This window comes from Pseudomonas sp. GL-B-12, from assembly GCF_019955895.1.
In the GTDB taxonomy this organism is placed as follows: domain Bacteria; phylum Pseudomonadota; class Gammaproteobacteria; order Pseudomonadales; family Pseudomonadaceae; genus Aquipseudomonas.
In genome coordinates, this window is the sequence record NZ_JAHBCX010000022.1 from 260,053 (window position 1) to 284,603 (window position 24,551).

The 24,551-nt window shown below is 60.7% G+C and carries 22 protein-coding genes; 10 read left to right on the top strand and 12 right to left on the bottom strand.

What is annotated here, in order from left to right:
* Positions 1 to 40 precede the first annotated feature (40 nt).
* Positions 41 to 1,474 (bottom strand): PLP-dependent aminotransferase family protein, encoded by a 1,434-nt coding sequence (locus KGA85_RS13905; RefSeq protein ID WP_223455322.1) that lies wholly within the window; start codon positions 1,472 to 1,474, stop codon positions 41 to 43.
* 179 nt (positions 1,475 to 1,653) lie between these two features.
* Here KGA85_RS13905 and KGA85_RS13910 point away from each other — a divergent pair, with 179 nt between their 5' ends.
* On the top strand, positions 1,654 to 1,899 hold the full coding sequence (locus KGA85_RS13910; protein ID WP_223455324.1) for a DUF1127 domain-containing protein: 246 nt from the start codon (positions 1,654 to 1,656) through the stop codon (positions 1,897 to 1,899).
* A gap of 144 nt (positions 1,900 to 2,043) precedes the next feature.
* Here KGA85_RS13910 and KGA85_RS13915 read toward each other — a convergent pair whose 3' ends face one another.
* The gene (locus tag KGA85_RS13915) at positions 2,044 to 3,351 is read right to left on the bottom strand and encodes an NAD(P)/FAD-dependent oxidoreductase (protein WP_223543177.1); all 1,308 of its coding nucleotides are present in this window, start codon (positions 3,349 to 3,351) and stop codon (positions 2,044 to 2,046) included.
* Positions 3,352 to 3,498: 147 nt separating this feature from the next.
* On the opposite strand from KGA85_RS13915, the gene KGA85_RS13920 reads away from it, so the two are divergent.
* Positions 3,499 to 3,852 carry a YkgJ family cysteine cluster protein gene (locus tag KGA85_RS13920; RefSeq protein ID WP_223455327.1) on the top strand — a complete coding sequence of 118 codons (354 nt, stop codon included), beginning with the start codon at positions 3,499 to 3,501 and terminating at the stop codon, positions 3,850 to 3,852.
* Positions 3,853 to 3,952: 100 nt separating this feature from the next.
* On the opposite strand, the gene KGA85_RS13925 is transcribed toward KGA85_RS13920, so the two are convergent.
* Positions 3,953 to 4,441 carry an Lrp/AsnC ligand binding domain-containing protein gene (locus KGA85_RS13925; protein ID WP_007975155.1) on the bottom strand — a complete coding sequence of 163 codons (489 nt, stop codon included), beginning with the start codon at positions 4,439 to 4,441 and terminating at the stop codon, positions 3,953 to 3,955.
* Between the two features lie 157 nt (positions 4,442 to 4,598).
* Here KGA85_RS13925 and dadA point away from each other — a divergent pair, with 157 nt between their 5' ends.
* The 6 genes from dadA (at position 4,599) to KGA85_RS13955 (ending at position 10,742) form a co-directional block, all read left to right on the top strand.
* Positions 4,599 to 5,903: a D-amino acid dehydrogenase gene (dadA, locus tag KGA85_RS13930; RefSeq protein WP_223455329.1), complete on the top strand. Its 1,305-nt coding sequence runs from the start codon at positions 4,599 to 4,601 to the stop codon at positions 5,901 to 5,903.
* The gene (locus KGA85_RS13935) at positions 5,875 to 6,228 is read left to right on the top strand and encodes a RidA family protein (RefSeq protein WP_223455331.1); all 354 of its coding nucleotides are present in this window, start codon (positions 5,875 to 5,877) and stop codon (positions 6,226 to 6,228) included. Before dadA ends, KGA85_RS13935 begins: the two co-directional genes overlap by 29 nt.
* A gap of 99 nt (positions 6,229 to 6,327) precedes the next feature.
* Positions 6,328 to 7,401: an alanine racemase gene (gene alr, locus KGA85_RS13940; protein ID WP_223543178.1), complete on the top strand. Its 1,074-nt coding sequence runs from the start codon at positions 6,328 to 6,330 to the stop codon at positions 7,399 to 7,401.
* 127 nt (positions 7,402 to 7,528) lie between these two features.
* A complete protein-coding gene (locus KGA85_RS13945; RefSeq protein WP_008023455.1) occupies positions 7,529 to 8,077 on the top strand; it encodes a cupin domain-containing protein in 549 nt (182 codons plus the stop codon).
* Between the two features lie 182 nt (positions 8,078 to 8,259).
* Positions 8,260 to 8,682 carry a c-type cytochrome gene (locus KGA85_RS13950; RefSeq protein ID WP_223455498.1) on the top strand — a complete coding sequence of 141 codons (423 nt, stop codon included), beginning with the start codon at positions 8,260 to 8,262 and terminating at the stop codon, positions 8,680 to 8,682.
* Between the two features lie 137 nt (positions 8,683 to 8,819).
* Entirely contained in the window at positions 8,820 to 10,742 is a 1,923-nt protein-coding gene (locus KGA85_RS13955; RefSeq protein WP_223543179.1) for an acetyl-CoA hydrolase/transferase C-terminal domain-containing protein, read from the top strand.
* Positions 10,743 to 10,871: 129 nt separating this feature from the next.
* On the opposite strand, the gene KGA85_RS13960 is transcribed toward KGA85_RS13955, so the two are convergent.
* Entirely contained in the window at positions 10,872 to 11,444 is a 573-nt protein-coding gene (locus KGA85_RS13960; protein ID WP_046038985.1) for a xanthine phosphoribosyltransferase, read from the bottom strand.
* A gap of 56 nt (positions 11,445 to 11,500) precedes the next feature.
* On the bottom strand, positions 11,501 to 13,510 hold the full coding sequence (gene rep / locus KGA85_RS13965) for a DNA helicase Rep (protein ID WP_150724906.1): 2,010 nt from the start codon (positions 13,508 to 13,510) through the stop codon (positions 11,501 to 11,503).
* 264 nt (positions 13,511 to 13,774) lie between these two features.
* On the opposite strand from rep, the gene KGA85_RS13970 reads away from it, so the two are divergent.
* The gene (locus KGA85_RS13970; protein ID WP_223455336.1) at positions 13,775 to 15,448 is read left to right on the top strand and encodes a putative bifunctional diguanylate cyclase/phosphodiesterase; all 1,674 of its coding nucleotides are present in this window, start codon (positions 13,775 to 13,777) and stop codon (positions 15,446 to 15,448) included.
* Between the two features lie 138 nt (positions 15,449 to 15,586).
* Here the strand turns inward: KGA85_RS13970 and KGA85_RS13975 are convergent, their stop codons facing one another.
* Positions 15,587 to 16,984 (bottom strand): NorM family multidrug efflux MATE transporter, encoded by a 1,398-nt coding sequence (locus KGA85_RS13975; RefSeq protein WP_223455338.1) that lies wholly within the window; start codon positions 16,982 to 16,984, stop codon positions 15,587 to 15,589.
* Between the two features lie 158 nt (positions 16,985 to 17,142).
* Between KGA85_RS13975 and KGA85_RS13980 the strand changes: the two genes are divergently transcribed.
* Complete coding sequence (locus KGA85_RS13980) at positions 17,143 to 18,063, top strand: LysR substrate-binding domain-containing protein (protein ID WP_223455340.1); 921 nt, start codon at positions 17,143 to 17,145, stop codon at positions 18,061 to 18,063.
* Positions 18,064 to 18,303: 240 nt separating this feature from the next.
* Here KGA85_RS13980 and KGA85_RS13985 read toward each other — a convergent pair whose 3' ends face one another.
* The 6 genes from KGA85_RS13985 to KGA85_RS14010 are packed head-to-tail and all read right to left on the bottom strand — an operon-like array spanning position 18,304 to position 24,546.
* Positions 18,304 to 19,764 carry a vWA domain-containing protein gene (locus KGA85_RS13985; RefSeq protein ID WP_223543180.1) on the bottom strand — a complete coding sequence of 487 codons (1,461 nt, stop codon included), beginning with the start codon at positions 19,762 to 19,764 and terminating at the stop codon, positions 18,304 to 18,306.
* Positions 19,765 to 19,821: 57 nt separating this feature from the next.
* Complete coding sequence (locus KGA85_RS13990) at positions 19,822 to 20,328, bottom strand: hypothetical protein (RefSeq protein WP_223455343.1); 507 nt, start codon at positions 20,326 to 20,328, stop codon at positions 19,822 to 19,824.
* Between the two features lie 3 nt (positions 20,329 to 20,331).
* Positions 20,332 to 21,069 (bottom strand): hypothetical protein, encoded by a 738-nt coding sequence (locus KGA85_RS13995; protein WP_223455345.1) that lies wholly within the window; start codon positions 21,067 to 21,069, stop codon positions 20,332 to 20,334.
* Positions 21,070 to 21,103: 34 nt separating this feature from the next.
* Positions 21,104 to 22,648, bottom strand: coding sequence for an SUMF1/EgtB/PvdO family nonheme iron enzyme (locus tag KGA85_RS14000; RefSeq protein ID WP_223455347.1), 1,545 nt, complete (start codon positions 22,646 to 22,648; stop codon positions 21,104 to 21,106).
* Positions 22,638 to 23,861 (bottom strand): ABC transporter permease, encoded by a 1,224-nt coding sequence (locus KGA85_RS14005; protein WP_223455349.1) that lies wholly within the window; start codon positions 23,859 to 23,861, stop codon positions 22,638 to 22,640. Before KGA85_RS14005 ends, KGA85_RS14000 begins: the two co-directional genes overlap by 11 nt.
* Positions 23,845 to 24,546, bottom strand: coding sequence for an ABC transporter ATP-binding protein (locus KGA85_RS14010; RefSeq protein WP_223455351.1), 702 nt, complete (start codon positions 24,544 to 24,546; stop codon positions 23,845 to 23,847). The genes KGA85_RS14005 and KGA85_RS14010 overlap by 17 nt, the downstream gene beginning before the upstream one ends.
* Positions 24,547 to 24,551: the final 5 nt, after the last annotated feature.

Below are 24,551 nucleotides of genomic sequence, written 5' to 3' on the forward strand. Positions count from 1 at the left end.
GGCGCAGATAGGCATATGGACGCTGATCCCCGAATAAAAGTCAGTCGCTGAGCTGATCGGTTTCCGCCAGCAGTTTGATCGCTGTCGCACCGACCTTGCGCACCGCGTCTTCGATCTGCGGTGTTGGCTTGGCAGCGTAGTTCATGCGCAGGCAATTGCGGTACTTGCCGGAGGCGGAAAAAATACTGCCCACGGCAATCTGTACGCCTTGGTCGTGCAATGCACGATTCAGTTTCAGGGTGTCGAAACCTTCCGGTAGTTCGACCCACAGCATGAAGCTGCCTTGTGGGCGACTCGCGCGGGTGCCGGCCGGGAAATAGCGGGTCACCCAGTCGATCATCATGTCGCGATTACGCTGGTATTGCGTGCGCATCCGCCGCAAATGCGGCTCGAAATGGCCGCCCTTGAGAAATTCGGCGATGGCAATCTGCGGTTGTGGCGCCGTGGATCCGGTGCTGATGTATTTCATGTGCAGCACCCGTTCCAGATAGCGGCCGGGCGCGACCCAGCCGATGCGCAGGCCCGGCGCCAGGGTCTTGGAAAACGAGCTGCACAACAGGACGCGACCGTCCTCGTCGAAGGACTTGATCGTGCGCGGGCGTGGATAGGTGTAGGCCAGTTCGCCATACACATCGTCCTCGATAATCGCCACGTCATAGCGCTGCGCAAGCGTCAACAACGCGCGTTTGCGCGATTCCGGCATGATGTAGCCCAACGGGTTGTTGCAGTTGGGGGTCAACTGTATGACCTTGATCGGCCATTGCTCCAGGGCCAGTTCCAGCGCTTCGAGACTGATCCCGGTCAGCGGATCGGTGGGGATTTCCAGGGCCTTCATGCCCAAGCCCTTGAGGGTCTGCATCGCACCGTGAAAGCTTGGCGAGTCCACCGCGACAATGTCGCCGGGCTCGCAGATCGCGCGAATGCTGGTGGACAGCGCTTCATGGCATCCAGTGGTGACCACCAGTTCGCTGGCGCTCAGCTGGCAGCCGGAATCGAGCATCAGGCGAGCAATTTGTTCGCGCAGTTCGAGGTTGCCGTGGATGTTGTCGTAATACAGACCGGGCATGTCCTGCCGCCGGCTGATTCGCGCCAGGTCACGCAGCAGCGGTTTCATCGTCGGGCTGGTGATGTCCGGCATGCCGCGGCCCAGTTGCACCACGTCTTTGCGCGGCACGGCGCGAATCAATTCCAGCACTTGATCCCATTGGGAAATGTCCACCGGCCGTTGGGCCGGGCGGCCGACTGCCGGCAAATCCGGCAGCTCGCGACTGGCCGGTACGAAGTACCCGGACTTGGGCCGTGGCATGGCCAGCCCGCTGTCTTCCAGCACCCGATAGGCCTGCTGCACCGTGCTCAGGCTGACACCGTGCTCGACGCTCAGCGCCCGTACCGAGGGCAGCCGGTCACCGGGGCGATAGAAGCCCTGTTCGATACGTGTGCCGAGCAACTCGGCGAGGTTGACGTAAAGGGTCATGGTGCAGCCTCGATAGGGGTGATTCGGTTAACCAGTACAGATCGAACGAAAAATCGGGATTCAGTGGCGGAATCGGCAAAACTGTATGGAGTTAATACAGGTGTTTTGAATCTGTAATGCTTTTGTGCGCCCGCGCATCATGGAACCTCTGGCTACCCAAGTAAACAGGAGCATCCAAGATGAACGGTTTGAGCGATGTGCGGCTGACGTTACACAGCCAGGAGCTGGCGGCAGGGCAAACGGACAACGCACGCCATGCGTCTATGGGCAACGCGTCGTCCGGCCTGAGTCACTGGGATCTGTTCTGGCGTCGCCTGCACACGCGCAAGGCGTTGCTGGCGCTGACGACCGACCAGCTCAAGGATATCGGGCTGACGCAGGAGCAGGCGCGGGAGGAGGGGCTGAAGCCTTTCTGGCGGATCTGAAATCCATGGTGATTTTTAGGCCCATTCGCGAGCAAGCCCGCTCCCACATTAGATCTTCAGTGAACACAGATTTTGTGTTCGACACGGATCAACTGTGGGAGCGGGCTTGCCCGCGAAGGCGTCAGAGCTGACACCGACAATCCTTCAGACCAACTCTTTAAGCCGATGCCACAACATCCCCAACGCCAGCAACGGCGAGCGCAAATGCCTGCCGCCGGGGAAAGTGATGTGCGGCACCCTGGCGAACAAATCAAAACCACCACTGTGCTGCCCGCTGATGGCTTCGGCCAGCAGCTTGCCGGCCAGGTGCGTGGCATTCACGCCATGACCGGAATAGGCCTGGGCGTAGTACACGTTCGGCTGGTCCTTGAGTCGCCCGATCTGCGGCAGGCGGTTGGCGCCGATGCCGATCATGCCGCCCCATTGGTAATCGATTTTCACTGCGCTCAGCTGCGGGAAAACCTCGAGCATTTTCGGGCGCATGTACGCGGCGATGTCTTTCGGGTCGCGGCCCGAGTAATGGCAGGCGCCGCCAAATAGCAGGCGCCGGTCCGCCGAGAGCCGGTAGTAATCCAGCGCCACCCGCTGGTCACAGACCGCCATGTTCTGCGGCAGCAGGGTGTGAGCCAGTTCTTCGCTCAACGGTTCGGTGGCGATGATGTAGCTGCCGGCGGGCAGGACTTTACCGCTGAGTTCCGGGTTGAGGTTATTGAGGTAGGCATTGCAACCCAGCACCAGGGTCTTGGCGCGCACCGAGCCATCGGCGGTATGGACCTTGACCTCGGGGCCATAGTCGATGCGGGTCACGGCCGAGTGCTCGAACAACTGGACCCCTAGTCGTTGTGCCGCTGCGGCTTCGCCCAAGGCCAGGTTCAGTGGATGCAGGTGCCCCGAGCCCATGTCGATCAGGCCACCGACGTAACGCGTGGAGCCGACCACGGTGTGCATCTCATTGGCTTGCAGCAAACGGGTCTCGTAGCGGTAGCCGAGGTTGCGCAGTTCTTCGGCATCCTCGGCGAAACTTTCAAGGTCACGGGGCTTGTTGGCGAGGTCGCAGTAACCCCAGGTCAGGTCGCAGGGGATCTGGAAGCGCTCGACCCGTTGCCGGACGATTTCCACGGCTTCCAGGCCCATGAGTTTCATTTGCCGTACACCATCGACACCGATGACGTTGGTGAACTGATCGAGGCCGTGGCCGACGCCGCGAATCAGCTGCCCGCCATTGCGTCCACTGGCGCCCCAGCCGATTTTATGGGCTTCGAGCAACACCACGCTGAGGCCGCGTTCGGCCAGCTCAAGCGCCGTGTTCAACCCCGAGAACCCTCCGCCCACCACACAGACATCCGCCAGCACTTCGCCTTTGAGCGTCGGAAGTTCGGGCTGCGGCAGGCTGCTGGCGGCGTAGTAGGACGCGGCGTGGTTCAGGGCAGGCTGTTGAGCACGGGCATTCATGTGCGAGTTCCTGATTCTTGCGTTTGGAAAGCTTGACGGAGCATAAGCCGGACCTTCCCGGACGGGCAACATTGGTCGGTTGGTGCTGTCTGGATCGGGGCTTTTGCGTCAGAATCGCGCTCTATTCCGCTATTGGTCATCGCTGCAATGAGCTGCAACAGCCAGACAATCCGCACATTGCGACAACAGATTCCCTCGTTCGAGTGCGTGCCCGGCTGCCATGACTGCTGCGGGCCGGTGACCACCTCGCCCGAAGAAATGTCGCGTCTGCCGCGCAAGACCCGCGCCGAGCAGGATGCCGCCATGGAAGAACTCAACTGTGTGCATCTGGGGCCGAATGGTTGCACGGTGTATGAAGAGCGGCCGCTGATCTGCCGGTTGTTCGGCACCACCAAGACCTTGCCGTGCCCCAATGGGCGCGGGCCGGTTGAGCTGATTCATCCACGGGTGGAGAAGCAGGTGTTCGAGTACATGGCTTCGAACCGACAGGTGCTGGTTTAAGAGAGACCGAGTCGCCTGCATTCGCGAGCAGGCTCGCTCCCCCAAGGACACCGCCGTACCTGTGGGAGCGAGCCTGCTCGCGAAAGGCGCGCTGCCATCTTCAATCCGGAATCGGCAATGTCAGGCTCTCTTTCACCTCTTCCATCACGATATAGCTCTTGGACTCCCTCACATGAGGCAGCTTGAGCAGGATGTCGCCCAGCAACTTGCGGTACGAGGCCATCTCGGAAATCCGTGCCTTCACCAGATAGTCGAAATCCCCTGACACCAGATGACACTCCAGCACATGGGGCAATTTCAGCACCGCACGTCGGAACTCTTCGAAAGTATCGCCGGATTTGTAGTCCAGGCTGATCTCGACGAAAACCAGCAGACTACCCTTCAGGTGCTGCGGATTGAGCCTGGCGTTGTAGCCCATGATGATCCCTTCGCGCTCCAGACGCCGGACCCGCTCAGTACAGGGCGTGGTCGAGAGCCCGACCTTTTCTCCAAGCTCCGTAAAGGAAATCCGCCCGTCCGCTTGCAGGATCCGCAGGATGTTGCGGTCGATCTTGTCCAGCTCACGTTTGGTCTGAGTGTTGGTACGCATAGGGGATGCGCCTCCGTGAAAAGGGTTTTTGCCGAGAATTGTCGCCAAATATAGGCGCTTATATAGTGAAAAGCACTGGCAAATCTTTTTTACACTGCGCGCATCTAAAGCTCTGAATAACAAACGTCAGCGGTTAGCCGCGATGAGGGATATGAAAATGCGCGTCATGGTCTTGGGTAGCGGCGTCATCGGTACCACCAGTGCTTATTATCTGGCCCGTGCCGGGTTTGAAGTGGTGGTGGTCGACCGGCAGCCGGCTGCTGCCATGGAGACCAGTTTCGCCAACGCCGGGCAGGTCTCGCCGGGTTATGCCTCGCCGTGGGCCGCGCCGGGTGTGCCGCTCAAGGCCATCAAGTGGCTGTTGCAGCGCCACGCGCCCCTGGCGATCAAGGCCACGGCCGACATCGACCAGTACCTGTGGATGGCACAGATGCTGCGCAACTGCACCGCCAGCCGTTACGCGGTGAACAAGGAGCGCATGGTCCGTCTGTCCGAGTACAGCCGTGACTGCCTTGACGAACTGCGTGCCGAAACCGGCATTGCCTATGAAGGCCGCAGCCTTGGTACAACCCAACTGTTCCGCACCCAGGCTCAACTTGATGGCGCCGCGAAAGACATCGCCGTGCTGAAAGAGTCCGGTGTGCCGTTCGAGCTGCTCGACCGCGACGGCATTGCCCGCGTTGAGCCGGCGCTGGCCAGCGTCACGGACATCCTTGCCGGTGCCCTGCGCCTGCCGAACGACCAGACTGGCGACTGCCAGATGTTCACCACCAAGCTCGCCGAGATGGCCGCGAACCTCGGTGTGCAATTCCGTTTTGACCAGGACATTCAGCGCCTCGACTTCGCCGGTGACCGCATCAACGGCGTGTGGATCGACGGCAAGCTGGAAACCGCCGACCGCTACGTGCTGGCCCTCGGCAGCTACTCGCCGCAACTGCTCAAGCCGCTGGGGATCAAGGCGCCGGTGTACCCGCTCAAGGGCTACTCCCTGACCGTTCCGATCACCAATCCGGCGATGGCTCCGACTTCGACCATTCTCGACGAGACCTACAAGGTCGCGATTACCCGTTTCGACAACCGCATCCGCGTTGGCGGCATGGCCGAGATCGCCGGTTTTGACCTGTCGCTGAACCCGCGTCGCCGCGAAACCCTGGAGATGATCGTCAACGACCTTTATCCTCAGGGCGGCGATCTGGCCCAGGCCGATTTCTGGACCGGCCTGCGTCCGACCACTCCCGACGGCACCCCGATCGTTGGCGCCACCCCGTTCAAGAACCTGTTCCTGAACACCGGTCACGGCACGCTCGGCTGGACCATGGCCTGTGGCTCCGGTCGCTTGCTGGCAGACTTGATGGCGAAGAAAAAGCCGCAGATCAGCGCCGAAGGCCTCGATATTTCCCGTTATGGCAACAAAACCCAGGAGCCTGCAAAGCATGTCAGTCCAGCGCCAGCTCACCAATGAGCGCATGAGTCAGATCGTCACCCATAACGGCACGGTTTACCTTGCCGGACAGGTCGGCGATGACATGAACGCCGGGATTGAACAGCAGACCCGTGAAACCCTCGCCAACATCGAGCGGTTGCTCGATCTGGCCGGCACCGACAAAAATAATTTGCTGTCGGTGACGATTTACCTGAAAGACATCGACGCGCATTTCGAAGGCATGAACGCGGTGTGGGACCAGTGGCTGCCAAAAGGCGTCGCCCCGGCCCGCGCCACAGTCGAATCGAAACTGTGCGAACCGGAAATCCTGGTCGAGCTGTCGGTTGTAGCCGCTCTGCCATAAGCCTGTCAGAAAAGATCCCTCTCCCGGTGCTGTTGGTGGTTCACGCCGTCAGCCAGCGCCGGTTTTTCTTCCCGATAACCCGACCAGAAGTCTGCCGCCATGCGTCCTGCCCGTGCCCTGATCGACCTTCAAGCCCTGCGCAATAACTACCGAATCGCCCGTGAGCTCACGGGGGCCAAGGCCCTCGCGGTGATCAAGGCCGATGCCTATGGCCACGGCGCGGTGCGTTGCGCCCAGGCGCTGGAAGCCGAGGCGGACGGGTTTGCCGTGGCTTGTATCGAAGAGGCTCTGGAACTGCGGGCGGCGGGCATTCGTGCGCCGATCCTGCTGCTGGAAGGTTTTTTTGAAACCGATGAGCTGGCGCTGATTGTCGAGCATGATTTCTGGTGCGTGGTGCATTCACTGTGGCAGCTCGAAGCCATCGAGAAAGCGGCGTTGAGCAAGCCGATCACCGTGTGGCTGAAGCTCGATTCGGGCATGCACCGCGTGGGGCTGCATCCAGCGGACTATCAGGTTGCTTATCAACGGCTGTTGGCCAGCGGCAAAGTCGCGAAAGTGGTGCTGATGAGCCACTTTGCGCGTGCCGATGAACTGCACGAGCAAGCCAGTGTCGATCAGGTGGCGGTATTTGAAGCAGCGCGCAAGGGCTTGTCCGCCGAGGTCAGCCTGCGCAACTCGCCGGCGGTGCTTGGTTGGCCGCAGATTCCGAGCGATTGGGTGCGCCCGGGCATCATGCTCTATGGCGCCACGCCCTTCGAAGAAGCCAACGAAGTGGCATCGCGCCTGCAACCGGTCATGACCCTGGAATCGAAAGTGATCAGCGTGCGCGAGTTGCCGGCTGGCGAGCCCGTCGGTTACGGCGCCAAATTCATCACCCCTAAACCGATGCGCATTGGCGTCGTGGCCATGGGTTACGCCGACGGCTACCCGCGTCTGGCACCGACCGGCACGCCAGTGCTGGTTGCCGGGCAGCGCAGCCAATTGATCGGCCGGGTATCGATGGACATGCTCTGCATCGACCTGACCGACGTACCGCAGGCCGGCCTCGGTTCGACCGTCGAGTTGTGGGGCAAAAACATCCTCGCCAGTGATGTGGCCATGGCTGCCGGCACGATCCCTTACCAGATCTTCTGCAACCTGCGCCGCGTGCCACTGCTCTATTCCGGGGCTTAGTGCGCAGGGCTCCAGACCGGAAGTCGCCTCGCTGAGCAGGATTCAGGTCAAAGTGTTGTAAATACTGAACGCTGTCGCCATGATAACGCTCACTATTCCAACAATCTGAATCCTGGAGGCGCAAGCTTTGGACGTCGGTGAACGACTGCAATCCATCCGTAGGCTCAAAGGCCTTTCCCAGCGTGAGCTCGCCAAACGGGCGGGGGTCACCAACAGCACGATTTCGATGATCGAAAAGAACAGCGTGAGCCCTTCGATCAGTTCGCTGCGCAAGGTGTTGGGCGGGATTCCCATGTCCATGGTCGAGTTCTTTTCCGAAGAAATCCTGCAGGAAAAACCGACTCAGATCGTCTACAAGGCCAACGAGCTGATCGATATTTCCGATGGCGCCGTGACCATGAAACTGGTCGGTCGAGCGCACCCGAGCCGGGCCATCGCATTCCTCAATGAAATCTATCCGCCAGGCGCCGACACCGGTGACGAGATGCTCACCCATGAGGGCGAGGAAACCGGCATCCTGGTCGAAGGAAAACTGGAACTGGTGGTCGGACTCGAAACTTTTGTCCTCGAAGCCGGCGATAGCTACTACTTTGAAAGTACCAAGCCACACCGTTTCCGTAATCCGTTCGATGTGCCGGCGCGACTAATCAGCGCAGCCACACCGGCGAATTTCTAAGAAAAGAGGCGTCCTGCCAGCATCGTAGAGGCGCCCAGGCTGTTTTTCCGTCGCGGCCTAAGACCCTTGCGACTTTGGGGTTGTTTCAGTGCGACGGGCTTACCGCTATACTTGCGCCCGCCTGCGAACCGTGGCCGTAGGCGTGACTAGCCACCATTGAGGGTGAACGCGTGAACCTAATTATGAAAATGCTGGCTGCACCAGCAACCGTATTGGCCCTTTGGGCTGTCAGTGTCAGCGCTCAAGCTGCGACCAACGACGATATCGCTAAACGCCTTGAGCCAGTCGGCCAGGTTTGTGTTCAGGGTAAAGAGTGCAAAGGGATGGAAGTGGCCACTGCCGCTGGCGGCGGTGGCGGTGCAAAAACCCCGGATGAAGTGATTGCAAAACATTGCAACGCTTGCCACGGTTCAGGCCTGTTGGGCGCGCCGAAAATCGGTGATGCCGCCGCTTGGGGCGAGCGCGCCAAGAAAGAAGGTGGTGTTGACGGCCTGCTCGCCAAGGCGATCTCCGGCATCAACTCGATGCCGCCAAAAGGCACCTGTGCCGATTGTGCAGACGCCGAACTCAAAGGCGCTATCCAGAAGATGTCCGGCTTGAAATAAGCCTGAGTCTTGCTGCTAAAAAGCCGCTTTCGAGCGGCTTTTTTGTGCCTGTGATTTGACCCTGATGGCTGTTCATTGCAGCAAAGACCCGGCAAGCTCGGTCCAACCCCAATTCATGGAACGTGAGGGAGGATCCGATGGTGCAGCTGTGTTCTATCGAGCAAGCGGTCGATGACGTACTGGCGCGGTTGCCGGTCCACATTCACATGGGTCTGCCCCTGGGCCTGGGCAAACCCAACCACTTCGTCAATGCGCTGTATCGACGAATCGCACAGTCGCCCGAGCGACGGCTGACGATCTACACCGCGTTGTGTCTGGGGCGCCCGCCCTTGGGCGATGGTTTGCAAAAGCGATTTCTCGAACCCTTTGTCGAGCGGGTGTTCGGCGATTATCCGGAGCTGGAGTTTCTCGCCGACCTGCGCCGCGATGGTCTGCCGGGCAACATCCACATCCAGCAGTTCTTCATGCAGCCCGGCAGCCTGCTCAACAGTGCCACGGCGCAACAGGATTACGTCAGCAGCAATTACAGCCATGCGGCGCGGGACATCAATGCCGCCGGATTGAATCTGGTGGCGCAACTTATGGCCAGCCATGCCGAGCATCCCGACCGCTTGAGCCTGAGCTGCAACCCGGACATCACCCTCGACCTGCTGCCGATGATCGCCAAGCGCCGCGCCGCCGGAGAAACCATCCTGATGGTCGGCCAGGTACACAACGATCTGCCTTACATGCCCGGCGATGCGGAACTCGGCATCGACACCTTTGACCTGCTGATCGATGAGAAGGACAACACCACGCTGTTCTCCACGCCGAATATGCCGGTGGGGTGTCAGGACCATTTCATCGGCCTGCACGCCAGTACCTTGGTGCGTGACGGCGGCACCTTGCAGATCGGCATCGGCTCCATGGGCGATGCGTTGACGGCGGCGCTGCTGGCGCGGCAAGCCGACAACGACGGATACAGCGCTTTGCTGGCAGACGTAAACCTCAGCCACTGGGCGCAACTGATCGAGCGCGAAGGCGGCATCGAACCCTTCGCCAAGGGCCTGTATGGCTGCAGCGAAATGTTCGTCAACGGCTTGCTGGTGCTGGCCGATGCCGGGATCGTGCGGCGCAAGGTTTATCCGGACGTGGCGACCCAACAGCAGGCGAATGCCGGCACCCTCGACGAGGCTGCGCAAGCCGATGGTATCTCGGTGCACGGCGGTTTCTTCCTCGGTCCGCGCAGCTACTACGAACGCTTGCGTGAATTGCCGCAAAACAAGCGGCTTGCATTCAACATGACCCGCATCAGCTACATCAACGAGCTCTACGGCCAGGAAGAACTCAAGCGCTTGCAGCGCCTGGATGCGCGGTTCATCAACACCGCGTTCACCGTGACCTTGCTCGGTGCCGCGGTGGCGGATCAGCTCGAAGACGGACGTGTGCTCAGCGGTGTTGGCGGGCAATACAACTTCGTGGTGCAGGGCCATGCGCTGCAAGGCGCGCGCTCGGTGTTGCTACTGCGCAGCTGGCGCGAGTCCGGCGGCGACGTCAGCTCGAACATTGTCTGGGAGTATGGTCACTGCACGATTCCCCGGCACTTGCGGGACATCGTGGTCAGCGAATACGGCATCGCCGATCTTCGTGGCAAAACCGATGCGGCAGTGATCGAGGCCTTGCTCAATATCAGCGACTCGCGTTTTCAACCGGGATTGATCGAGCAGGCGCAGAAAGTCGGCAAACTACCCAAGGGCTTCCGCCTCGATCCGCGCTTTACCGATAACAGTCCGCAGCGTTTGCAGGCGGTTCAGGCGCGGCATCCGCAGCTGTTTCCAGAGTATCCGCTGGGATGTGATTTCACCGAGGTCGAGTGCGATCTGTTGCGGGCGCTGAACTGGCTCAAGAGCAAGTTCAAGCTGAGCGAGGTGCTGGAGTTGGGCAAGGCAGCGCTGGATGCGCCGGAGCCTGCGTTGTTTCCGGAGCATCTGGAGCGCATGCAACTGGCCAGCCCGGAGGGGATGAAGGAAGATTTGTATCAGCGCCTGCTGCTCACAGGCCTCAAGGCCACTGCGCAATAACAGCCAGCACATAACGAATGTGGGAGCGGGCTTGCTCGCGAATACGTAGTGTCAGTCGACATATGCTTTGACTGATACACAGCATTCGCAAGCAAGCCCGCTCCCACACTGGTTTTGCGGTGTGGCGGCTTATTCGATAAAGGTCACGACACCATCGGCCAGCGACTTCACGCGGGCCAACGACTCTACGCGATAACCCTGCGAATCCAGTTCCGCACGGCCGCCCTGGAACGATTTCTCGATCACGATGCCTAGGCCCGCCACGGTGGCGCCAGCCTGCTTGATGATCGAAATCAGTGCCTGGGACGCCTTACCGTTGGCCAGGAAGTCATCGATGATCAGCACGCGGTCGCTGCTGGTCAGGTGGCGCGGGGAGATGGCCACGGTGCTTTCGGTCTGCTTGGTGAACGAGTACACGGTCGCCGACAGCAGGTTTTCGGTCAGGGTCAGGGACTGGTGCTTGCGGGCGAAGATCACCGGCACGCCGAGGTTCAGACCGGTCATGATCGCCGGGGCGATGCCCGAGGCTTCGATAGTGACGATCTTGGTGATGCCCGAGTCCTTGAACAGCGTGGCGAATTCGTCGCCGATCAGCTTCATCAGAGCCGGGTCGATCTGGTGGTTCAGAAAGGCGTCGACTTTCAGGACTTGGTCGGAAAGCACGATGCCTTCTTCGCGAATTTTCTTGTGCAGTGCTTCCATGAAGCTTTCCTCTACTGGCGCCTTGTGCGCCGAAGGTCATATAAAAGTGGTCAATTCTAGCGCTTTAACATCGCGCGTATATCCGCCAATGCGTTGTTGCCGCGCACGGCTTTGACTTCGGTCGGTGTGTCGTCGTTGCCTTCCCAGGCCAGGTCGTCCGGCGGCAACTCATCGAGGAAGCGGCTCGGCGCGCAATCGATGATCTCGCCGTACTGCTTGCGCTTGGCGGCGAAGGTGAAGGCCAGGGTCTGGCGCGCGCGGGTGATGCCCACGTAGGCCAGGCGACGTTCTTCTTCGATGGTGTCGGCTTCGATGCTGGAACGGTGCGGGAGGATTTCCTCTTCCATGCCCATGATGAACACGTAGGGGAATTCCAGTCCCTTGGATGCATGCAAGGTCATCATCTGCACGCCCTCGGCGCCGTCTTCCTCTTCCTGCTGGCGCTCGAGCATGTCGCGCAGGACGAGTTTGCCGATGGCGTCCTCGACGGTCATCTCGCCTTCTTCGTCTTTTTCCAGGGTGTTCTTCAGCGCCTCGATCAGGAACCAGACGTTACCCATGCGGTAGTCGGCGGCCTTGTCGCTGGAGCTGTTGGTGCGCAGCCAGTTCTCGTAGTCGATGTCCATGACCATGCTGCGCAGGGCCGAGATCGGGTCTTCGCCGGCGCACTGCTCGCGCACCCTGTCCATGAAGCGCTTGAAGCGCGACAGGCGATCGGTGAAGCGGCTGTCCAGATGCTCGCCCAAACCCATCTCGTCGGTGGCGGCGTACATCGAGATCTTGCGCTCGGTCGCATAGTTGCCCAGCTTCTCCAGCGTGGTCGAGCCGATCTCGCGGCGCGGCACGTTGATCACCCGCAGGAACGCGTTGTCGTCGTCCGGGTTCACGATCAGGCGGAAGTAGGCCATCAGGTCTTTTACTTCCTGACGCCCGAAAAAGCTGTTGCCGCCGGACAGGCGATACGGCACCTGGTGATGCTGCAACTTCAGTTCGATCAGCTTGGCCTGGTAGTTGCCGCGATACAGGATCGCGAAATCGCTGTACGGGCGGTCGGTGCGCAAGTGCAGGCTGAGGATTTCCATGGCCACGCGCTCGGCCTCGGCGTCCTCGTTGCGGCAACGGATCACGCGGATCTCGTCGCCGTGGCCCATTTCACTCCACAGCTGCTTTTCGAATTCGTGTGGGTTGTTCGAAATCAGCACGTTGGCGCAGCGCAGGATGCGGCTGGTGGAGCGGTAATTCTGCTCCAGCATCACCACTTTCAAGGACGGGTAGTCGTCCTTGAGCAGCATCAGGTTTTCCGGGCGAGCACCGCGCCAGGCGTAGATCGACTGGTCGTCGTCGCCTACCACGGTGAACTGGTTGCGTTTGCCGATGAGCATTTTCACCAGCAAATACTGGCTGGCGTTGGTGTCCTGGTATTCGTCTACCAGCAGGTAACGCACCTTGTTCTGCCACTTTTCCAGGATGTCGGCATGCTCTTCGAACAGCTTCACCGGCAGCAGGATCAGGTCGTCGAAGTCCACCGCGTTGAACGCCTTGAGCGTGCGTTGATAGTGGGTGTAGACGATGGCGGCGGTCTGCTCCTTGGGGTTGCGCGCGTTTTCCAGGGCCTGGGCCGGCAGGATCAGGTCGTTTTTCCAGGCGCCGATCATGTTCTTGATCTCGTCGACGCCGTCGTCGCCCGAGTATTCCTTCTGCATGATGTCGGTCATCAAGGCCTTGACGTCGGTCTCGTCGAAGATCGAGAAGCCCGGCTTGTAACCCAGCCGCACGTGCTCTTTGCGGATGATGTTCAGGCCCAGGTTGTGGAACGTGCAGACCGTCAGCCCGCGACCTTCACCGGCACGCAGCAGGGTGCCGACCCGTTCCTTCATTTCGCGGGCGGCCTTGTTGGTAAAGGTCATGGCGACGATGTACTGGGCGCGAATGCCGCAGTTCTGGATCAGGTGCGCGATTTTGCGCGTGATCACGCTGGTCTTGCCGGAGCCTGCACCGGCGAGCACCAAAAGAGGGCCGCCGACGTAGCTCACGGCTTCTTGCTGCCGGGGATTGAGTCGGGACATAGGTAAATTCAGGAGTCAGTCACAAAATGGGCCGGCATTTTAACAGGCTCAGCGAATTGTGCTGCTCTGTCCGACTTGTGACGTACCGCGCTATCTGTAATCGCCGGTTTTGTTACCTTCACGCAGGATGCGCAACGAATTTGCGGCTAATGTTCGTAATTCCGGATACAAAGGGCTCGTTTTGCCAACTGATGTCATTGTCATTGGTCATCGGAACGGCATAATGCCCGTCGCCTACATTTTTGCAGAGTCTAGGGAGCTAGCTTGTCTACGCCTGTCGAACCCTTGCGTTTGCTGCTACTGGCTGAAGAGCCAGCGTGGGCAGCGTTGTTGCGCGAGTGTCTGGTTCCTATGGGGAGCTCGGCCGTTCTCATCAGCGCGCCGAGTTGGGAGTCGGTCAGCAGCCTGTTCGATGACAACCGCAGCGCGGTGTTATTGACCATCCCGCAACTTCAACCGGCGCCGGGCCGTTGCAGCCTGCCGACGGTGTTGCTGCTCGACCATGAGCCGCTGACCCCGCCCGACGGTGTGAGTGACTGGCTGGTGCGCGATCTGCTCGATTCCGGCATGTTGCGCCGTTGCCTGCGCCACGTGCGCGAGCGGGGCGTCCTGGAAAACACCCTGCAACGCCTGGCCGAGCAAGATCCGCTGACCGGCATCGCCAACCGCCAGGGTTTCCAGACCCTGCTGACGGCGCGTCTGGCGGAAAACGGCGGTCGTGGCCTGGCCCTCGGTCATCTCGACCTCGACAATTTCCGCTACGCCAACGATGCCCTCGGCCATCAGGCCGGTGACCGCCTGATCTTGCAAGTGGTGGCGCGGCTCAAGAGCCAGCTTGAGGCCGGCGATCAACTGGCGCGCCTGGGCAGTGATGAATTCGCTCTGCTGATCGACACCCGTCGCGCTCCCCAGCGTGCCGAGTGGATGGCCGAGCGCATCAGCGAAGCGCTGGCCGAGCCTTATTGGGTCGATGGCGAAAGCCTGCTGATCGGTTCCAGCCTGGGCATCGCCTACGCCCGGGCCCAGACTGGTGCGGATCCGCTGATGTGGCATGCACACATCGCCATGCAGCAGGCCAAAAGCACCCAGGGTTGTACCTTTCACATTTTCAACGAACGCATCAATCGCAATGCCCGCAGCATCGCCGACCTCGAAACCGAGCTGCGTCGGGCACTGCGTCGCGATGAGCTGGAATTGCACTACCAGCCACGCCTGAACCTCGAAGACGGGCAGATCGTCGGTCTCGAAGCTTTGGTGCGCTGGCGGCATGCCGAGCGCGGCTTGCTGTCACCGAGCGAATTCGTGCCGCTGGCTGAGCAAAGCGGCCTGATTGTTCCGCTGGGTTACTGGGTGATTTCCCGGGCCTTGCGCGACATGCAGGCATTGCTTCAACTCGGATTGCCGCCGTTGCACATGGCGATCAACCTGTCGTTCCGACAGTTCCAGGACAGCCAGTTGCTGTCGACCCTGAGTCGCCTGATTGCCGAGCGCGGTGTCGAGGCGCAGTGGCTGGAGTTCGAGCTGACCGAAACCGCCGTGATGCGCCGCAGCGATCTGGTCAAGCAGACCATGGACGCCCTCGGGCGCCTCGGAGTGCGCTTCTCCCTCGACGACTTCGGCACCGGGTTCTCGTCGTTCGTACACCTCAACAGCCTGCCGATCACCTTGCTGAAGATCGACAAGAGCTTTGTCGGCGGCATGGAACAGCGTGAGGAAAACCGCAAACTGGTCCACGCGATGATCAACCTGGCGCACAACCTCAACCTTGAGGTAGTCGCAGAAGGCGTGGAAACGCCGGAGCAACTGGATCTGCTGCGTGGGTTTGAATGCGATCAGGTGCAGGGATATTTGATCAGCATGCCATTGCCGCTGGCCGAGTTGGTGGAGTATCTGACGTTTGGCTCCAGTCAGCAGCCGGTGCTGGAAGTCGTGAACTGACCGCGATTTTTCAGTTGGCACAAAACCTGTGGGAGCGAGCTTGCTCGCGATGGCGGTGTATCAGTCGACATGGATGTTGATTGACCTGGCCTCATCGTCGGAACGCCGCCCGGACCAAGCTCGCTCCCACAGGGGATCTCAGTCTGGCTGAGCGGCTGTGAAACCGTTCCGTTGCGCTGGCTCCCGCCGAATCATCCGTTTCATCTTCCACTCAAACCCCAGGGTCAGGCTCACCGCCGCACACGCCAGCCCCAGCGCCAGGCCCCACCAGACACCTGTTGGCCCCCAGTTCAGATGGAACGCCATCCACCACGCCGCCGGTGCGCCAATCAGCCAGTAGCAACCCAAGCCGACGAGGAAAGTGGTCTTGGCATCCTTGAGTCCGCGAATGCAGCCCATGGCAATGGTTTGCGTGCCGTCGAACAGCTCGAACCATGCTGCCACCGCCAGCAGGCTCACGGCAAGGTTGATGACATCGCGAAACGCCGGGTCGTTGTGGTCGAGAAACAAACCGACCAACTGGTTTGGTAATAGCCAGAAGACCATGGCGAAACACAGCATCGCCGCCGCCCCGAACGCAATGCCGACCCGTCCGGCCAGCCGCGCATCCAGCAGTTGCCCGGCGCCGTAGTGCTGGCCGATGCGCATGGTGATTGCGTAGGAAATACCCGCCGGGACCATGAACGCCACCGAGACGATTTGCAGGGCGATCTGGTGTGCGCCCAGTTGCGTACTGCCCATGGTGCCCATGCACAGCGCGGCGAAGGCAAACAGCCCGACTTCCACCGCGTAGGTACCGCCAATCGGCAGGCCCAGGCGCCACAGCTCCTTCAGGTACTGGCGGTTCAGCCGCGACAGGCCCTGGCGCAGCGGATAGGCCTCATAAGCCGGATGCCGACGAATGTGCCACGCCAGCGCAAGTGCCATCAGGTTGGCGACAATCGCCGTGACCAGCCCGATGCCCGTCAGCCCCAGTTTCGGCAGGCCGAACATCCCGGTAATCAGCGCATAGTTGAGCAAGAAGTTGGCGACCGTACCGCCGAGGCTGATGACCATCACCGGCGTCGCACGGCCAATGGCGCTGGTGAACCCGCGCAGGGCCATGAAGCTCAGGTAGCCGGGTAGGGCGAACGGCAGGAAGATCAAGAACTGCCCGGCTGCATTGACGTTGCTTTCGGTCTGGCCGAACAGCAGCAGCACCGGTTTGAGGTTCCACAGCAGCAAACCGGCGACCAGCGCCATCAGCCATGCCAGCCACAACCCGGCCTGGGTCAGCCGGGTAGCCCCGACAATATCGCCGGCCCCCTGACGGATCGCCACCAGCGTACCTACCGCCGCGATCACACCGATGCAGAAAATCGACACGAACGAATAGGTCGCCGCACCGAGCCCGCCACCGGCCAGTGCCTCGGGACTCAGGCGCGCCATCATCAGGGTGTCGGTGAGGACCATCAGCATGTGCGCCAACTGCGAGGCAATCAGCGGCCCCGCCAGCCGCAGGATGGCCCAGAGTTCAGTACGTGCTGGATGCTGCATGATCATCACGCTCGATTATTAAAGGGAACAGGAAAGCACCAATTCTCGGCGCTCTGCGCGGTTTGCACAAAGGGATAAAAAGGATGGATGGCATGATTCAAACTCATGCTGGAGAGTTTCTGCTAGGGTGGGCGAACCCCGCAGTAGGAGCTTTCCACATGTCCCGTCGTCTTCCTCCCTTGTATGCCCTGCGCGCATTCGAAGCGGCGGCACGGCACAGCTCGTTTACCCGCGCGGCCGAAGAGCTGTCGATTACCCAAAGTGCGGTCAGCCGACATATTCGTACGCTCGAAGAGCATTTTGCCTGTCGCTTGTTTCACCGCAGTGGCCGCAACCTGCAACTGACCGAGTCGGCGCGACTGATCCTGCCCGGCATTCGCGAAGGCTTCACTGCCCTTGAGCGAGCCTGCAACACCTTGCGCGCCGAGGACGACATCCTGCGCATGAAAGCCCCGTCGACCCTGACCATGCGTTGGCTGTTGGCGCGGCTCAGTCGTTTTCGCCACCTGCAGCCGGGGAACGAGGTGCAATTGACCAGCGCCTGGATGGACATCGATACGGTGGACTTCAATCACGAACCCTTCGACTGTGCCGTCATCCTCAGCAACGGGCATTTTCCACCGGACTGGGAGGCGACTTTCCTATTCCCCGAAGAGCTGATTCCGGTGGGCGCACCGAATCTTCTGAAGGATCAACCGTGGGACGTTGCGCGCCTGGCCAGCACCGAGCTGCTGCACCCGACGCCGGACCGCCGTGACTGGCGCAACTGGCTGGAGCGCATGGGCCTGACCGATCAAGTCTCGCTCAAGGGCGGGCAGGTGTTCGACACCCTGGAACTGGGCATGATCGCTGCCGCCCGAGGCTACGGCGTGTCCATGGGCGATTTGCTGATGGTGGCGGAGGATGTTGCGCAGGGACGTCTGAGTTTGCCGTGGCCGACAGCCGTCGCCAGCGGTGAGAATTATTACCTGGTCTGGCCGAAAACCCGCCCCGGAGGTGAGCGTTTGCGCCGCCTCAGCGTTTTCCTCTTGGGTGAGGTTCGGGCCATGGAGTTACCGGCGGTCGAGCACCTGAGCTGAATCAATATAGCATTGTGCTATCTCCCGATTAATTACTCAAGTATTGAACTTGGCCGTGACTGCCAGGGGGCTGGAAAGCCTGGCGGCGGACTTGCGGCATGATGTTGACCGGTTTCGTTGAGCCGCCTCTGAGATAGCCATCGCGAGCAGGCTCCAACACTGTATTTGTGATCGACACAAACCCTGTGGGAGCGAGCCTGCTCGCGAATGGGGTCAGCTCAATTCAGCATTTTTCCCAAGCTAATCGCACTTGGCATTGCTGGATAATTCCTTGCTTGCCTGTTTCAACTGGTTGCCCAGTTCAGCCGCGTTGGTGCTGTTGTAAACCCGGCCACCGGTGTTTTCAGCGATGCAACGTGACGGGCCGCCAACACCGATTTTCACCACGTTGACCCGCAGGCGCGGTTGTTCCTTGGCGATTCGACGGGATACCGCGCAAACGTCCTGCCCGCAACCGTCTTCTCCGTCGACAAACATCACGATAACCGCATCGTTATTGCGCCCGTCGACGGTACTCGCCGCGTGGGCCAGGCTGTCGGCCAGCGGTGTGCCATCGTCGGGAACCAGACCTCGAATCCCGTTGATCAGCCGCGGGCGGTCGCCGAACTTGAACACACCCCGGTCCGGTGTTCTTTCGCAGCCGGCGAAGGTGATCAGGCGTGTGTCGATCTTCGGGTCCAGCCCGTTGATCATGCTGGCCAGCGAGTCCTTGGCGACGTCCATGCGGCTGGGTCTGGCGGTGAGCCGCATGGTGCGGTTCGGGTCCAGGAGCTTGTTGAGGTCATTACCGAAGAACCAGTCCTCGTCGGCTTTCACTGACTTGATGTTCAAATCCATCGAACCCGAGGTGTCGAGCACCACCACGAATTGCGGGACCTCTGCGTTCGGCGCTGTTTTGCGGCATGCGAAGTTGTCCAGCGTCGGGGCTGGTGGCGGGGCAGCCACTACCGGTTTGGGTGGTGGAACCGGTTTGGGTGGCGGGGTCGGCTTGGGTGCTGGTTTTGGTGGCGGGACCGGCTTGGGTTCCGGTACCGGTTCTGGCGCGGGTTCTGGTACCGGAGCAGGTTTCGGTTCCGGTTCCACGACAGGCTCGGGGGCAGGCTCAACCGGTTTCTCAACCGGCGTCACCACTGGCGCCACTGGCGCGACAGGCGGAACTACAACAACCGGCTCACGGTGCAGGAACCACCAGAGCCAGAGCGCCAGAAGCAGCAGCAACAACGCGAGCAAGGCCGCCGCGATCCACCAGCCTCGACGCGATGGCGGCACGACCGGAACGAGAGGTACCACCGGCAGCACGATCGGTTTGGGCGGGCGCTGGTTCCAGCGCACCACCAAAGGCTCACCGTTGAGGCTGTAGAGTTTGTCCAGCTCAGGCGTGCCGAGCAGGCTGCGCAGGTCATCCGCTACCGTCGGTTGACCGCGTTTTTGCAGTTCGTCCGCCAGCTGTCCAAGGGACGTCTGTCGCACTTCATAGGTTTCCAGCAAACGTCGTTGCGCGTCCTCGTTGAGGTCGCCATAGGGCGTGGGTTGGCCGCCCAGTTCGGTCCACCATTCCAGCACGTCGCCGCTGCCCATCCGCGGGATAGCAAACAGACTGGCGACGGTCGGCGGAAAGTGTTTCTGGATGAGGGCGACTTTGGCTTGCAGCGCACTCATCCCCTCCGATGTGGCTTGCGCATCCCTGATGACCCGCTGCATGACGACGATTCCTGAAAAAGTGCAGGCATCCATCGGGATGCCCTGCGGGGTGAAAAGTTACTCTTCGTAGCCGAGGCTGAATTGCAGCTGATTAACCTTCTTCTGCAACGTTTTCAGCTCTTGCTGCTTGGCCGCCAGCGTCGCTGGCGTTGATTTGGTCGTTGGTGCCGCTTGCGAAGCCTTGAGCTGTTTCTCGAGGTCGGCAATCTGCTTCTGCACTTGGGCTTCATTGCCATGCCGGGCCTTGAGCGAGTTCAGCAGTTGCGTCAGCGACTGATTCAGCGCCGCCTGGGATTTCTGCTGGCTGGCCAGATCGGTCTTGGTGCTGAGTTGCTGGGCCTGAATGTTCTCGTACACCTGACGGAACATTGCGTTTTGCTGCCGGGACTCGCTCAGGGCCAGTTCCTTCTGCTTGACCTGATCGCTGTAACCACCGGAGTAGTCGCAATTCATCTTGGTCAGCATGCTGCTGTCGCGATTGGTCGGATCGCATTCGCCGGGCTGAGTCGCGCAACCGCTCAGGGCCAGGACGGCAGTGAAGACCATCAGTTGTCGTAGCGTCATGTGTCAGCCCAGTGTGATTGCGGAGCGTTGGCTGTACAGAGCGTCGACTTCCTTCTGCAGGCTGACGACTTTCTGATTCATTCTCTGAATGTTCATGTCCACCTGCCTGATCTCGGCGCTGGTGCCTTGTGAGCGCTCGGCGTCTGCCACTTTGCTGTACTCGGTGACTTTGGTACGCATGTTGGCCAGGTCCTTACGCAGGCGCGCGATGTCCGAATCGATCCCGGCGATTTGCGCCTGAGCCCTGCTCTTGTCGACTTTCTTGTTGGCGATGTCCTTTTTGATCTGGGCGATTTGTGCCTGATCATCATTGATCACTTGCTGAGCGGTCGCGGTACGGGCGATCACGTTCTGCGTGTCTTGTTCGACGTCGCTGTTCATCTTCGCCAAACGGGTGGTGGTGTCGGCGTATTCGGCGCGACGTTGATCCAGGTAATAGTTAGCGCCCATGGCCACGCCACATGCGGTAATACCGGCGGCGATGACGCACACGGTTTTGTTGTTGCTGTTGGACAGCGCGCAAGCGAGGATGCCGACACCGGCGCCGACGGCGCAGGCCTGGTATCCGGACTTGCTGAAGAACTCTGCGTCATTGCCCTGGGTCAGGCGCGGGTCGGCACCGTCGCCTTCGCCTTCGCCGAGCATAGAGCTGCCGGTGTTGGCGCAACCGGTCATTAGCAGGCTGCCGGCAACAACGAAAGCGATCTGTAGCTTGAAGCGAGTCCAAAGGCTGCGCGACATGGTGAAACTCCTAGGTAACGGTGTTGACGCGTTGTTATTGAGTGACGGTTTTGCAACTGGTCAGCCAGGCTTCAGTGTCGATCTTCTGCTTTTGCAGGAACGCCTTCTGATTGGCCCAGTGGGTGCGCAAGTAAGGTTTGAGGTCTTGCAGCTGTTTGTTGCGGGTCATGATTTCTTCCATCACCGGGACTTGCGTTTCAAGCAGTGGCTGGCCGTACAAGGTAGCCGACTCCACCAGGCTGCTGGCGTAGTAACGGCTGAGTTTGTGCAGGCGATCCTTTTGCTCCTCGAGCTTGCCTTTACGCATGTCGCAACTGGCGTCTTTGTCTGCGCTTTCGCAGTTGAGCTTGTAGTTCTTTTGCAGGAAGTCCACGTATTGGCCGTCGTCGAGCATCTTGGTGCACAGGAACGCACCCAGGTTGAGGCTGGCGCGGATCGCCTGGTCGCGGGTTTCTTCCTGCTGCTGGTTGCTGGCACGCAGCTGGTTTTCCAGGGCCTGGAGTTTTTCCTTGAGCGCTTTGTCTTCGACGCCCGAGGCGAGGCTGTTCAGGGATTGTACGGTGCCTTTGTCGGCGGATTCGGCTTCCTTGCTGCCGGTGCCGAGTTTCTTCCAGCTGCTTTCGATGCTGGCGACCCGTTCGCGAGAGGTGAGGGTCGGTGAGACCATGACCAAGCGCAGGCCGGTGGTCTTGTTTTTCACCTGGCCTTCGGCGTTGTAATAAGGCTCTTCCTGGCGCAATGCCGTACGCAGGTCGGCCTGCGCGGTCAGGTAGTTGCCGCCACGGACGACGTAGCCGCCGGCCTGACCGTGCTGGCGGTCGAGTTTGTTCAGGCGAAACGGCTCGAACATCATTTCGTCGACGTTACCGAGCATGTCATGCAGGCCCAGCGGGTTGGGCTTTTGCAGACCGGTCAATTGCACTTTGCCGTTGGACGATTGCGCCCCGGCGAACCACTCGTAGGCGTTGATGCCTTCTGGCATCGGGTAGTGCGTGTCGCGGAATTCAGCGGCACCGACTTCCAGCCCGCCGCGCGCGGCGAACTCCCATTCGACTTCGGTTGGCAGGCGCAGAAAGCCTTGCGCGCCGTCTTCCTTGGGCAGCTTGCCGGCGGCGTTTTTGCGCAGCCACAGGTTGTACTTGTCGGCGGCTTCGATGGCTTGCACCCAGCTGATCGCCGTTTGCGGCAAGCGCATCTTGGTGGCGGCGGTGGGGCAGGTTGCTTCGGTCAGCGCGGCGTATTGCAGTTGACTCATCTCGTACTTGGCCATCAGGTAGTAGCGGGATTTGTCGTTCTTGGCCCCGGTAAAACTGCCGGCGATAAAGGTCGGACGGGTCTGTTCGACATAGCCGTATTCCGCGCCGTCCTGACCGATGTTGATTGGGTAGTCATCCAGGGGACCTGCGACCGGAATGAACACCTTGCGAAACACCATAGAGCCTTCGCAGGGCATCGGCAGCACGACGTCGCTAGCCTCGGGCATCGGGTTGTAATACTTCTCTTCCCAGCCCGCCGCCGAGGCGTCGAGCAAGTAGCCGAGGCTCAGGGGTAACAGCAAGCCAAAACGTTTATAGCTCACGCAGACTCTCCGCAGGTTGGATGTTGATGGCTCGCAGGGCGCCGATCACGGCCACCAGTGCAGCGACCAAAAAGGTCAGGAGCAGGGCGGCCAGGCCATGCCAAACAGTGATGTGGCAAACAAAGGTACCGGTGGCCCGACTGCTGCCGAGCAAGTAGTCGAACAAATGACTGCCAACGGCATAAAACCCCAGCCCGCCAACGTAGCCGGCCAGGCTCAGCGCAAGCGCTTGCAGAATCACGAAACCGCCGACAGCCCTGCGTTTGAAACCCAGCAGACGCAGGACCGCCAGGCTTTTGCGTTTACGGTCGATGTTGGCCAGGAACGCACCGACCATCGACGCCACGCAGCCGATAAGTGCCGCCACAGCGATCACACCGAAGATCAGCCCCAGCACATGGTTGATGGCTTTGACGTTGTCGATGTCGGCCAGTCGACTCGAAGTTTCGATGTGTTGTTCGTTGAGCCAGTGTTCCAGCGGTGCGACCTGATCGATGTCGCGCGCATACACGCGGGCGCGGGCATACAGCGGTTGCAGATTACCCTGAGGCTTGCCGGTGTCAACGCCGAACCCACTGACCTGATAACCGTCGCGAAAGCGCTCCAGATCCAGCAGCAGCGGCGGGGCGACAAACCCGGCAGCGCGACCGAAGCGGGCACCGTCGAGCACGGCCAGTACCGTCAGCGTCATCTCGCCGCGTTCATTGACACCTTCCAGGCGGCGCAAGGCCCGCAGCTGCACGCTGTCGCCGGCCTTGGCCTGCAAGCGTTGCGCTGCGCTGGCGCTGAGGATCACTTGATTGCCGACGGGGTTGAGTGGTGCCAGGTTCAGTTGTGGGTCGCCGGGCTCAGTGGCGATGATTTCCGCGCCTTCGACAAACCGTTGCATGCCGATCAGCAGGTCAGCCTGGGTATTGAGCGAGCGGGTCTGGCCGAGGGCAAAACCGGTCTCGGGGCGCAGGCGTAAACGCTCGATCCAGGCCGTGTCGTAGTTGCCGTTGCTGAGCATCTTCACTTCAAGGTTGCGCGGGTCGCGCAGCAGTTCGTCCTGCAGCTGGCTGACCACCCCGTGTTTGAGCCCGAACAGCAACAACAACGGCGCGATCACCGCCACCAGGGAGGCGGCGATACACAGCGAGACCTTGCGGTCGTGCCAGAGGTCTTGCAGTGCCAGTGAGCCCAGCAGGCGCAAGCGATCAGTCCATCGGTTCAAACAGAGTCTCTCCCTGATGGCTGATAGCGCCGAGTCGCGGCAAGCCGAAATCCTTCAGCAGGGCCCAGTCATGGGATACAACGAGTGCACTCAGGCCCATGCTCGACACCAGGCTCAGGAGCAACTCGAACAAACGCCGGGCACTGTGAGGGTCGAGCGCGGCGGTCGGCTCGTCGGCCAACAGCAGCAGCGGTTCATGGGCAATTGCCCGAACGCAGGCAACGCGCTGGCGTTCGCCAATCGACAAGGCCTGAGGTTGTTTATCCAGCAACCCTTGCAGGCGCAACACGTCAACGGCGTGGTCGATGTGATCGCTCTTCGCCGGCATACCGAGCAAACGGCGCGGCAGGCTGATGTTGTCTCGCACGCTCAGGAACGGCAGCAAGCCGCCGCTCTGCAAAATGAATCCCAAATGCCGTGAACGCACCGCTGCAAGAGCAGGCTGGTCGTCAGTGGCCAGCAGTTGGGCGATATCCTGAGCGTACGTCGGGCCCAGCCGGAAGCGCTCGAGTTCCACCGGCGCGAGCAACAGGCCGATGGCTTCGAGCAACGTGCTTTTGCCGCTGCCGCTCTCACCGGTGATGGCGAGGATTTCTCCGGCGCCGATCCGCAAGTGCGGCAGTCGCACGTGATGAGCCTGTGCGCCTTCACCACGGCGCACCAGCAGGTTCTTGATATCGAGCATGGGCG